16 protein-coding genes are annotated in these 9,255 nt (G+C 60.7%); 10 read left to right on the forward strand and 6 right to left on the reverse strand.

The genetic code is table 11. The features are described 5' to 3' along the window. Positions 1-94 precede the first annotated feature (94 nt). The 3 genes from CS1GBM3_RS15765 to CS1GBM3_RS15775 are packed head-to-tail and all read right to left on the reverse strand — an operon-like array spanning position 95 to position 1,305. Positions 95-388, reverse strand: coding sequence for a hypothetical protein (locus CS1GBM3_RS15765; RefSeq protein WP_072396427.1), 294 nt, complete (start codon positions 386-388; stop codon positions 95-97). Further along, positions 372-842 (reverse strand): hypothetical protein, encoded by a 471-nt coding sequence (locus tag CS1GBM3_RS15770; RefSeq protein WP_139247942.1) that lies wholly within the window; start codon positions 840-842, stop codon positions 372-374. Before CS1GBM3_RS15770 ends, CS1GBM3_RS15765 begins: the two co-directional genes overlap by 17 nt. After that, positions 835-1,305 (reverse strand): hypothetical protein, encoded by a 471-nt coding sequence (locus CS1GBM3_RS15775; protein ID WP_072396429.1) that lies wholly within the window; start codon positions 1,303-1,305, stop codon positions 835-837. Before CS1GBM3_RS15775 ends, CS1GBM3_RS15770 begins: the two co-directional genes overlap by 8 nt. Positions 1,306-1,401: 96 nt before the next feature. Here CS1GBM3_RS15775 and CS1GBM3_RS19605 point away from each other — a divergent pair, with 96 nt between their 5' ends. The 4 genes from CS1GBM3_RS19605 (at position 1,402) to CS1GBM3_RS15790 (ending at position 2,749) form a co-directional block, all read left to right on the forward strand. Next, a complete protein-coding gene (locus CS1GBM3_RS19605; protein ID WP_139247943.1) occupies positions 1,402-1,587 on the forward strand; it encodes a hypothetical protein in 186 nt (61 codons plus the stop codon). A gap of 139 nt (positions 1,588-1,726) precedes the next feature. Further along, a complete protein-coding gene (locus CS1GBM3_RS15780; RefSeq protein WP_139247944.1) occupies positions 1,727-2,092 on the forward strand; it encodes a hypothetical protein in 366 nt (121 codons plus the stop codon). A 50-nt stretch (positions 2,093-2,142) separates the two neighbouring features. Next, positions 2,143-2,439 (forward strand): type II toxin-antitoxin system RelE/ParE family toxin, encoded by a 297-nt coding sequence (locus CS1GBM3_RS15785; RefSeq protein ID WP_072396431.1) that lies wholly within the window; start codon positions 2,143-2,145, stop codon positions 2,437-2,439. A gap of 4 nt (positions 2,440-2,443) precedes the next feature. Next, on the forward strand, positions 2,444-2,749 hold the full coding sequence (locus tag CS1GBM3_RS15790) for an addiction module antidote protein (RefSeq protein WP_072396432.1): 306 nt from the start codon (positions 2,444-2,446) through the stop codon (positions 2,747-2,749). A gap of 280 nt (positions 2,750-3,029) precedes the next feature. Here CS1GBM3_RS15790 and CS1GBM3_RS15795 read toward each other — a convergent pair whose 3' ends face one another. Next, a complete protein-coding gene (locus tag CS1GBM3_RS15795; RefSeq protein WP_072396433.1) occupies positions 3,030-3,269 on the reverse strand; it encodes a hypothetical protein in 240 nt (79 codons plus the stop codon). Positions 3,270-3,374: 105 nt separating this feature from the next. After that, a complete protein-coding gene (locus tag CS1GBM3_RS15800) occupies positions 3,375-3,737 on the reverse strand; it encodes a hypothetical protein (protein WP_072396435.1) in 363 nt (120 codons plus the stop codon). Positions 3,738-3,845: 108 nt separating this feature from the next. Between CS1GBM3_RS15800 and CS1GBM3_RS15805 the strand changes: the two genes are divergently transcribed. Both CS1GBM3_RS15805 and CS1GBM3_RS15810 read left to right on the forward strand, forming a co-directional pair. Beyond that, on the forward strand, positions 3,846-4,091 hold the full coding sequence (locus CS1GBM3_RS15805; protein ID WP_072396437.1) for a helix-turn-helix domain-containing protein: 246 nt from the start codon (positions 3,846-3,848) through the stop codon (positions 4,089-4,091). 163 nt (positions 4,092-4,254) lie between these two features. Then, the gene (locus tag CS1GBM3_RS15810) at positions 4,255-4,887 is read left to right on the forward strand and encodes a hypothetical protein (protein ID WP_072396439.1); all 633 of its coding nucleotides are present in this window, start codon (positions 4,255-4,257) and stop codon (positions 4,885-4,887) included. Between the two features lie 177 nt (positions 4,888-5,064). Here the strand turns inward: CS1GBM3_RS15810 and CS1GBM3_RS15815 are convergent, their stop codons facing one another. Then, positions 5,065-5,244 (reverse strand): hypothetical protein, encoded by a 180-nt coding sequence (locus tag CS1GBM3_RS15815; RefSeq protein WP_072396441.1) that lies wholly within the window; start codon positions 5,242-5,244, stop codon positions 5,065-5,067. Positions 5,245-5,494: 250 nt separating this feature from the next. On the opposite strand from CS1GBM3_RS15815, the gene CS1GBM3_RS19610 reads away from it, so the two are divergent. From CS1GBM3_RS19610 to CS1GBM3_RS15840, 4 genes are all read left to right on the forward strand, one after another. Beyond that, entirely contained in the window at positions 5,495-6,376 is an 882-nt protein-coding gene (locus CS1GBM3_RS19610; RefSeq protein WP_139247945.1) for a hypothetical protein, read from the forward strand. Positions 6,377-6,893: 517 nt separating this feature from the next. Beyond that, on the forward strand, positions 6,894-7,109 hold the full coding sequence (locus CS1GBM3_RS15830) for a hypothetical protein (protein WP_072396444.1): 216 nt from the start codon (positions 6,894-6,896) through the stop codon (positions 7,107-7,109). Then, a complete protein-coding gene (locus CS1GBM3_RS15835; protein ID WP_072396446.1) occupies positions 7,106-7,888 on the forward strand; it encodes a helix-turn-helix domain-containing protein in 783 nt (260 codons plus the stop codon). The genes CS1GBM3_RS15830 and CS1GBM3_RS15835 overlap by 4 nt, the downstream gene beginning before the upstream one ends. Next, positions 7,888-9,096, forward strand: a complete 1,209-nt coding sequence (locus tag CS1GBM3_RS15840) for an AAA family ATPase (protein WP_072396448.1) — start codon at positions 7,888-7,890, stop codon at positions 9,094-9,096. Before CS1GBM3_RS15835 ends, CS1GBM3_RS15840 begins: the two co-directional genes overlap by 1 nt. Positions 9,097-9,255: the final 159 nt, after the last annotated feature.

The raw sequence follows: 9,255 nt of genomic DNA on the forward strand, positions 1-9,255 counted from the left end.
GAGGCTCCGTTTTGCATTGGGGAAAGACGCGGGGGACACGTCCCAACGTGACAATCACCCTATACCGCATTTTTTGAACAGAGGATGAAGGCCGCTAGTTGCTGATCGTGGTCGACGGGGCCGGCCCTTTCAGCGGGATGCTGTCGTCAGGGATGTGATCGAAGGGGCCCGGAAAGCCCTCGCCTCGATACGTCTGACGGTCATGGTCCTTATCTAGAGTGCTGTCGAGCGTTCCCGTGGCAACCCTGATCGCCGTCGCAATGAACTCCAGCGCGACCTTATCTTTTTCGTCGGCCGCTTGAGCCATAGAAAGGACCACATCACCGATCCCGTATAGCGCCCTGATCTGATCAAACACCGTCGGATTATCGTTATGACTGGTGTACATGCTGCTCTCCTCCCGTCACGATCACAGCCGCTTCGTAAAGCTTGGCGAGGCAGTAGTCTGGTCCGTTCGTATCGCGGTCGGCCCACTCGCCAACGCATTCGCGGTGCCCATCAAAGAAGAACTGCCGCAGGGCTTCGGCTCTCAGGGCAATGTCGCGCATCGACGTCGGCTTGCGCTTGTGAATGGCTTCGACGAGGCCACGGATGACGGCCTCGCGAGCATCGCTCTCAGCGACCGCAGCGGCATGGCCGGGGTCACCTTCGATGCTCATTTCGTATCGCACGGCCGCCTGATAGGCGTCGATCGCGCGGCGGAGCTCGAGCAGCTCGATATCGCAATCTCCGGTGAGGGGGAACGCTGCTGGGTGCGGCGAAGCCTCGGCGATGACGACGGGAGCGGCGACGGCCGTACCAGCGACAACCCGGAGCATTGAACGGCGCGAAAGCTTAGACATGTGCAGCCCCTCCGATTTTCCAGCAGGCCTCAACAAGACGGCCGAGCATCCGTTGCGCGGCACAGTCCGAACCGGTCAGTTCCGATAGCTGACCGCGCCCGTAGTACATCGTCAGCAACTCGGCGCGCAGAAACACGTCGCGGACATTCTCGGCCTCGCGAGCAAGGTGATGGGCGGCCATCGCCTCACATTCCCAGCAAGCCCGAAGCCAGCGCGCGTGCGCTTCCCTCAATTCCGGATCGGCGAGTCTGTTGCAGGCTTCCTCCGTCGTCCCGCCGACGGGCTCCAGGGCTGCGAAGTAAGCGCCGACGATTTGCCGGAGCTCGACGAAATCGCCGTCGTCGCGCCAGATCAGGCGCGCGGGGCGGGTGAAGAACGCAGGGGGTACGGTGAGGGGGGGATTGTACGGATCGCCTGAGACGACGACCGCATGACGACGGGGACGGGGTGACCGATGCAACATGGGACACAACCTCTCGCAACTATGCGCAACATTACGCATCGCTTCGCTACATCAGCAGGGTTGTCCCGTCAACAACATCTCGCTACAAGTCGCTACATGAAGAAGAGCCACCCCATCGCTATGCGTTTCGATCTCGACGTGAAGGAAGCCCTTGAGGCCGATGCCGCGGCGCAGGACCGCAATCAAGCGTGGGTCGTCAACGCCATTCTTCGCGATCACTACAAGCTCCCGAGGCCTACGCATGCGAAGCGTCGGTCGTCCGGTGCGAAAGAGAAAAGCTGACGGGGCGCTATCGCCCCCTGCCGGTGCGGCTATATGCAACTCATGGCATTATGGGGAGCGGCCATGTCAGACCGCAGAGCGCTCGTGCTCGTGACGCGCGGCGCGCCCTTTCGGGTGACGCATGCGTAGGGTGGCGGCCGTGGTTTTGCTGGCAATCGCATCTTTAGATGCTGCGCAAGCGGGCACTGTTATCCTTGCGTGCGACGGGTTCGCTGCTGGCCCCGGCGCCGGCAAGGGCATGCCTACAGGTCAAAAATCATTCCTCGTCGACGATCATAAAGGCATCGTACAAAGTTCGCTGGGCGATTTTTTAATCACCCACCGCGACGAACGTGAGATCCGGTTTGAAGGCAAGTATCAGCCGAAAGGAGCGCGCCACGGCGTACACGTCGGGCGGATTGATCGGATCACTGGCGACGCCGTAACCTGGATCACCCTCGACGGAGAAAAGGAACCGTTCCTAACCTTTGTCCTGAGTTGCCAGCCGGCGGCTCCGAAGTTTTAGGTGGCAAGTTTACCTTGCCATGCTGTAGCCCACAGGCTACAATTTGGCCCATGATCGAAGTGCGAGAGACCGACGAGTTTAGTTCGTGGCTGAGTAGCCTGACGGACAAACCCGCAAAGGCGCGCATACTGAACCGCATCGAACGGCTTCAACGCGGAAACCCTGGTGACGTTGAGCCGGTGGGGGAGGGCGTGAGCGAGATGAGGATGCACTTCGGACCGGGTTACAGGGTCTATTTCATCAAACGAGGGGAACGATTCATCCTGCTCTTGGCCGGTGGCGACAAGTCCACCCAGGAGCGCGATATCATCAGAGCCAAACGCCTAGCGGCAGAGTATCCGGAGTAACGCCATGGCCAAATCAAAACCCTTCGACGCTTCGAAGTATCTCACCGATGAAGCCGACGTCGCCGCTTATGTGGCCGAGGCCTTTCGCACCAACGACACTGAGCACATAGCGCACGCCATCGGCGTTGCAGCCAAAGCTCGCGGCATGACTCGCATCGCAGAGATCTCGGGACTTTCCCGGGAAAGCCTATACCGTGCTTTGAGCGCCGACGGCGCGCCGCAGTTTGAAACCATCCAAAAGGTGCTGAGCGCTCTGGGGCTGCGGCTGACCGTCGAAATCGCAGGATCCGATAAGTCCGAAGCGGCTTAGGTTGTTGGACCGCCCGGATCCACAGAGGCCTGTTACTTCCCCAAACATGAATTATCGGTAGTGGACTTCAGGGCGCCCGAGCTTCATCTACCCCTGGCGCAATCCGATAGTGCCGCCAACACTCGTAGCGGGATGGTGGGAAGCCCTTCGGGCGGTGCTTGTTAGCTTCTGCAATGAATTGCTCGCACTCAGCGACAGACGGGAATTTCCGCGACTCGCGCGCGACCTCCCGGCCGTCTGCGAGTATCCAGATGATAAACAACGTTGCGGCGTCCATGCTTCACTTCCCCGCCCATCCGGTGTGAATGTCCTCCCATGGGGGGATGCGCCGCTTCCACTTCCCGGCGCTATCGATGACGTCACCGTAGGGCGCGTCGAGACTTTCGCAGATGACGCGCTCGTGTGGGCGCTCAGCGAGCGCGACCTGCATGCGGTAGAGGCAGACCTCGCGCGATTGCCCATCGGTGGGTGCCTGGATCAGACACAGTGGCGCGCAGACGATGAAGGCGAAGGGTTCCATACCGGGAGATAGTCTCAGCAGTGCGGCAAGACGACGACCGCACGGACGGCGCGCGGATTTTGCAGTCCGCTGCGTCACCTGCTGGCGCCACCGCCTGTCTGCGAGCTAATTCGGCTTCCCGTCCTCCTGCTCTCCATGGAGACGCCAATACTCGTCTATAGCGGCATTCCACTCGGCCAAATCCTCCTCGGAAAGCAGATGGAGGTTCTCCTGGACTGGCAACAGCCCGTCGGTCTTGAGATATGCATATGCAATGTCAGCCGGCAATTGCTCTGCCAACGCGCGCATAGCCTCATCGATGGTTGCGCGCGGCATCGGCTGCGGTGTCTCGGCGTTGGGATCGAAAAACACCGGATCGCCGGGCCCCGGGTCGCGTCCGAACTTCTTGCGAAACGCTCGAAGCTGTTTCTTCAGGATCTTGTCTGTCCTGCTTCCCTTCTCGAACTTGACACGCCGACCCTTGCCCATGTCGTAGGGTGCAAAACGATCGTGGCGGCCTCAGGGTATGCCATCGGCATGTGGATAGTTCACAGCTCTGGGATTCGCAGCGCGCGGGAACCATAGTACCTTCGCCTCATGATCGTTGATGGCGCACAGATCCGGGCCGGCCGGGCGTTGATAGGCTGGCATCAGCGCGACCTCGCGGCAGCGGCGCAGGTGCATTTGAACACCGTCGCCGCGCTCGAGAAGCATGAGCAGCTATCAGCCGCCAAACGGCATCGCCGCCGGGATGCGCTTGAGGCGATCGAACGGGCGCTGAAAGGCGAGGGCGTAGTCATGCTCTCGAAGGCGGACTCTATCGGCGTCGGCCTGACACTGTGACGGAACCACAGTCAACCGGCACTAAGCCATGACTATCAATGTGCTAGAGTGTTACTGCTAACCCATGGCGAGGGCATCCGAAGACGCAACAGCACCGCAATTTCGGACATCACGGGTCCCGGAAAAGTCGCGTCGATTTCGATTTTTTAGGGTGAGATAGATTTTGCACTCAGCACCTAGGAACCGCGTCTGCGAAGATCATCTGACGTTCGATCTCGCAAAGCTCGGTACGTTGAAGCCTGGCGCGCACCGCCGCCTGCCCCATTTGCACGCCACGGATTGGGAATGGCAGCCCTGGGTCAACGGCGGCTATGTGCTGGATCTGGCGCACCGATGGGCGTCGGCCATCATCACCCGCACGGCGGACGGGCTGCGCATCTCGATCAGCGCGAGTTCCAAGACGCGAACCGTCGAACGCTCCGTGCATCACGTCGAGATCGTCGAAGCCCCGAATACGATCGCGGGCACGCGCCTTTGGTTCCGCTGTCCCTGCTGCGCCCGCAACGTCCGCACGGTCTATTTCCGGCACAACACTATAGGGTGCCGGACGTGCGCCGACCTGAAGCACCGGAGCACGGTGACGTTCAAGACGCAGCGATGGGAACAGAGGCGCGACGAGATCCTGCATCTGCTCGGGGGGACGCTCAGCAGGCGGCCCCGCTATATGCGGCGTAAGCGATACACCGCCTTGCTGCTCGAATATGAGGGCCTGCACCGCAAGCTCAAGCCGACGACGGAACCGCAGCCGATGCGTAAACTCAATGGACGCCTTCTGTGGAGTCCGACCCCGCTCTAGGAAGTGGTCGTTTGAACGCCAAGGCCTGCGAGCTTCTGAAGAACGGGAGGGTTGCGGGAAGGCTGTCCGAGCTTCAACAGCGCACCCAAAAACGCCACGACATCACGATCAGCGTACCGGATTCTCCTCGATTTCCGCACTTCCCATAATAACCATTTGGGGAAGTAACGGCCCCATTCAGAGCTCAACGACGGTCTTTCGTTCGACCGCATCTAACCGCGCCTCGATCCGATCTAGCCGCCGGTTGGCGCTGGCCTTCCCTTCCTCCGCGAGTGTCATGCGCAGCTTCAAATCGCGCACTTCCTCCCGAAGCTGCTCCAGTTGCTCGGCCAGCCTTGCCGCGAGATCATCTGCCATTCCGATCGCTCCCATTCTCGATTGTTGGGCGCACCTTAGTTGATGGGCCCGGACGCAGCCACGATTCTGTGGAAACCGGGGACAATAGGATTCCGAATACTTCGCGAACGCTTCCGCGCCAGTGGGCTGCCTTGCGCCCCGACTCGAACAGGTTCAGACCGAGTCTGACGCGGCTAGGGTAGCTCCCGAAAAGCCGGCCTCACCACCGGCCGCCGCGGTTTGATTCCGTGGTGAGCGCGAGGTGATGCGCATGTCCCGTCTTCGCATTAAACCAGGTCCCAAGGGGAAGTTCGCACAACGCGTCGGCTCTCCGGCAGCGAAGAGAACGGCTGTTGTAAGATCGGTGGACGCCGGCGTTCTGCGCCCTACCCAGCAAGTGGCCGTTGCAGCGTACCAAGATGGTGAGCCACTGCCTTGGCTCGTCGCAACACAGGTCCGCGCCATATCCATCCCAGAGCGTCTGTTGGCACGCTGCGAAACCATGCCTCTAACCGAGGCACCAGTCATCAATGGGCGAGAAGCAAGCCCAAACACGCTCGCCAATTTCTACAATATCGTGAGCACGGCGGCAGCTACTGGAGCACGCTCCCAAGCGGCAGCCAGTACGAGCGGTTTGCGCAAGGCTGAACTCGTGGCCGACATCTTTGCTGCAGCCTACATCTTTGAGGCCCTGAGCTATCCGTGGCAGACGGTGCTTCGATTGCGGTGCCACGCTGAGTCCTTGAAAGACCCAACGCCAGGAACAGCCGTCCCCACTGTTGAACTGGCTTTGAGGGCCACTGTCGCGGCTGCCGTTTCTGCGAAATCAAAGGCCCTCGGCGAGCGCCATGGGACCGAGGCCAAAGCACGTAGAGCCGTGCTTACCAGTTTGGAGAAGCGTGGACTTGATCTGGCCTGGCTCTTCCGCCGCAAGAAAGAGGATGACGATCGCGTTGACCAGGATCGATACGAACGCAACCTGAAGGACTGGCATCAGGATTTCAAAAACCGCAACGCGGGCAGTACCGGCCAGGAATCGGCCCAGCGGGAATACGACTACCTCACAACCCTCGTGAGGCAATCCTCCGCGCCCGAGGCGCTTTGTGACGAATTCTGTGAGTTTGCCATTGGATTTCAAGCAGCTATCCAATAGCCGAAAGGTTCCTATTTGGTAGGGCTATTCGCCGTGGTTTTGACTGGTTCACCGCTAAACAGCGAGGTGAGACCAGATGCACGTCGAAGCTGTCCCCAACGACCAGCGCCGCACATTCCCAGTCGTTAAAAGTGATGGATCGCGCCCCGACCTCGACAGGTTTCTAACAATTCATGAGGTGATGCGCCTTACCTCTCTCGGCAAGACGGCGATCTATGCGCGGATAGGACGGGGAGAGTTTCCACGGCCGCTTCCTCTCTCCAAGACGAAGGTGGCTTGGTCAGCTCACGACATCGCCTGCTGGCAGCGCGACCTCCGAAATGCTCGTGAGGCCGCGGCTGCATGACGGTTTTTTCCGACAGCACCGAAAGAAACACCCGCTCCGACAGGCAACGTCAGGAGCGGGCGCGATCTCTTCATACCAACGTCGACGGCAGCAACGTCGACGGATTGAATGTAGCTGCGTCCTTCCGTTTCGACAAGACCTGCCGCCGTCTCCCCAACAAGGAACGGCAAAATGAACCACATACTGCGCGCAGCGCTTGATCACGGGGACACATCGCTGATCGCGGCGGGCGTTCTTGCGCACCCTCGCTCGCATCAGCTGCTCAAGCCCTCGATCGACAAGATCTTCAAGTTTGCGCTGAAGGAAGCCGCACCCACTTCGGCCGACGCAGAGATGGTGTGCGCAATCGGCCGAAGCTTCCTCGTTTTCGACGGGGAGCTCGCATGAGCATCGCTGCCATCAACGCTGTAACAAAGCTGCTGGCAGATCCCGAATGCGATCTGCAGCCCCGCACACGCCTCGTCTTGGTACTTCTGGCAAACTTCGCCGGCAAGGATGGGACGTGCCATCCGAGCCGTCGTCGCCTAGCCGAGATGGCGCACGCTTCAGAAGCCTCGATTAAGCGCGATGTTGCCGAGCTCGCGAACCGCAAAATCATCACACGCGAGGAGCGCTACAGTCCGTCGACAGGCGCTCGCGCTTCCAACCTGATTAGGTTCCTATCAGTGCAGGGCATGGCTCAAGGCTATGAGCCGACCCCGGATCATAACTCTGACCATACCCCGGCTCAGGATTGTGACCCGCCCCCCGGGTCAATGGTGATCCCTACATATAAGGCTGAACCTACCATTGAACCTACCATTGAACCGTCAGTAGTAGCGACGGCTGACGCTCGCCCTGCGAAAATCAACCCTGCCGAGCTCTGCGCCAAACTCATGGCAACGGCCAATGGTGCTCTGCATCCCGTCGCGAAAGGCGTGGGGCTTCAGAGCGTCGCTGAGCCGATAGGCTGGATCCAGTCAGGGGCCGACTTCGAGCTCGACATCCTGCCCGCCGTTGCCGCCGCTGCCCATCGGGCCGCCCCCGGCTCGGTTCGGTCGTGGGCTTACTTCCGCAGCGCGGTTTCGGACCACAAGCACCGCCGCGAGAAAGGTCTTCCGCCGCCGTCTGCCAGTATCACCAATGGCGGCAGCAGCAAGCCCTCCCACATGCGGAGGTACGTATAATGCTTGCTTCCGTCGAAAAGCCCCTTCAACTGATCCTCTGCGACGATGAGGGTGCCGCCCGAGCCATCCGCGAAGCCGGGTATCGCTCAGTGCGCGTTGTCCCCCGCGTCGAGGATCTCTACCGCGTCACGCGGGTCGGCTACGAGCTCGACGAAACGCTCGAGCACTTCGGTAGCATTGTGCTCGCCTATCCGGTGGGCTCGGCGCAGTTGCGGGACGACATCGCCGTGCGGCTGGGCGACCTGCGATGCCGTTGGATGAGCTTCTCAACCGAGGCTCCGAATGCCGCGGCTTACGCGGAGAGCGAAGGCACTCAGGCACTCGCGAACTTGGTCCTCACCGCCAAGCCGATGTGGACCGAAGAGGTCTGCACGATCGACGACGTGCCGGATCCGGATCCAGAAGTCACCTATGAGTCCGGAATCTTAGGACTTGATCGCCATGGGTTTCGGCTCGTTCGCCCTGCCTTCATGCCGGTGATTGGTCCGTATGGCTCGGGCAAATCAGTCCTACTACGCCAACTCGCCGTCAGCACCTGGCGCAAGCACGGTTGGCGCACGCTGATCACAAGTTTTGAGGAGAAGATCAAACCGCGGATCCAACGTGATCTGCGGCGCCACCTCATCGCCAAGCCTATCGATTTCTGGACCGATGAGGACGTGGCCAGGGCGGACACGGAAATTCGGGGGGCCTTTCGTTTCCTGCGTCGTCCGCGGGGTGCGGTGCTCAACCTTGAACGGCTGCTCGACCGCATCGCCTTCGCAGTCAAGACGCACGGGGTCGACGTCGTGATCATCGATCCCGTCAACGAGCTCGACCACGAGGTCCCGAAGCACCTCTCGAAAACCGACTATATGGGCCAGTTCATCATGGCCCTGAAAGCGCTCGCTGACGACTACAACCTTCTGATGATCGTCGCTGCCCATCCGCCCAAGGATGGCGTTGAAAAGCGGCTTGCTAAGGGGAAGCTGCTCACCCTCAACGACGGCGCCGACACGGCCCATTGGGGCAACAAGGCCGATATTGGCTGGGCGGTTTGGCGGCCAGATATGGACGGTCCGACGCTGCTGCACATCGATAAGCTCAAGGACCACGAAACCATGGGGCGGCCGACGCTAGCCGAGCTCACGCTCGATCCGCGGATGAACCGGTTTAACGTCTCGCGCCTTGGCTACGACCTGCTCGGAGGGCCTGGCGATGCAGCCTAGCCCTCTCCCCTCGCACAAGATCTGCCGCCAGTGCAGCACGCTTCGCCCTGCCAGCGACTTCCTGCCGTCTCCGATCACGGCCGATAGCCTGACCGACCGGTGCAAGCCGTGCGTGTTCAGCAACGCAGCTCGTGATCGCGCCGAGCGCGAAGCACGCCG

Origin of the sequence: Hyphomicrobium sp. CS1GBMeth3, from assembly GCF_900117455.1 — a bacterium.
GTDB lineage: Bacteria > Pseudomonadota > Alphaproteobacteria > Rhizobiales > Hyphomicrobiaceae > Hyphomicrobium_C.

Bases quoted from the DNA above. Each gene is read 5' to 3' on its own strand.
- CS1GBM3_RS15785 (WP_072396431.1), top strand. From the start codon at position 2,143: ATGATCGAAGTGCGAGAGACCGACGAGTTTAGTTCGTGGCTGAGTAGC.
- CS1GBM3_RS15775 (WP_072396429.1), bottom strand. From the start codon at position 1,305: ATGTTGCATCGGTCACCCCGTCCCCGTCGTCATGCGGTCGTCGTCTCA.
- CS1GBM3_RS15840 (WP_072396448.1), top strand. From the start codon at position 7,888: ATGCTTGCTTCCGTCGAAAAGCCCCTTCAACTGATCCTCTGCGACGAT.
- CS1GBM3_RS15790 (WP_072396432.1), top strand. From the start codon at position 2,444: ATGGCCAAATCAAAACCCTTCGACGCTTCGAAGTATCTCACCGATGAA.
- CS1GBM3_RS15765 (WP_072396427.1), bottom strand. From the start codon at position 388: ATGTACACCAGTCATAACGATAATCCGACGGTGTTTGATCAGATCAGG.
- CS1GBM3_RS15805 (WP_072396437.1), top strand. From the start codon at position 3,846: ATGATCGTTGATGGCGCACAGATCCGGGCCGGCCGGGCGTTGATAGGC.
- CS1GBM3_RS15830 (WP_072396444.1), top strand. From the start codon at position 6,894: ATGAACCACATACTGCGCGCAGCGCTTGATCACGGGGACACATCGCTG.
- CS1GBM3_RS15815 (WP_072396441.1), bottom strand. From the start codon at position 5,244: ATGGCAGATGATCTCGCGGCAAGGCTGGCCGAGCAACTGGAGCAGCTT.
- CS1GBM3_RS15770 (WP_139247942.1), bottom strand. From the start codon at position 842: ATGTCTAAGCTTTCGCGCCGTTCAATGCTCCGGGTTGTCGCTGGTACG.
- CS1GBM3_RS15800 (WP_072396435.1), bottom strand. From the start codon at position 3,737: ATGGGCAAGGGTCGGCGTGTCAAGTTCGAGAAGGGAAGCAGGACAGAC.
- CS1GBM3_RS19610 (WP_139247945.1), top strand. From the start codon at position 5,495: ATGTCCCGTCTTCGCATTAAACCAGGTCCCAAGGGGAAGTTCGCACAA.
- CS1GBM3_RS19605 (WP_139247943.1), top strand. From the start codon at position 1,402: ATGAAGAAGAGCCACCCCATCGCTATGCGTTTCGATCTCGACGTGAAG.
- CS1GBM3_RS15795 (WP_072396433.1), bottom strand. From the start codon at position 3,269: ATGGAACCCTTCGCCTTCATCGTCTGCGCGCCACTGTGTCTGATCCAG.
- CS1GBM3_RS15835 (WP_072396446.1), top strand. From the start codon at position 7,106: ATGAGCATCGCTGCCATCAACGCTGTAACAAAGCTGCTGGCAGATCCC.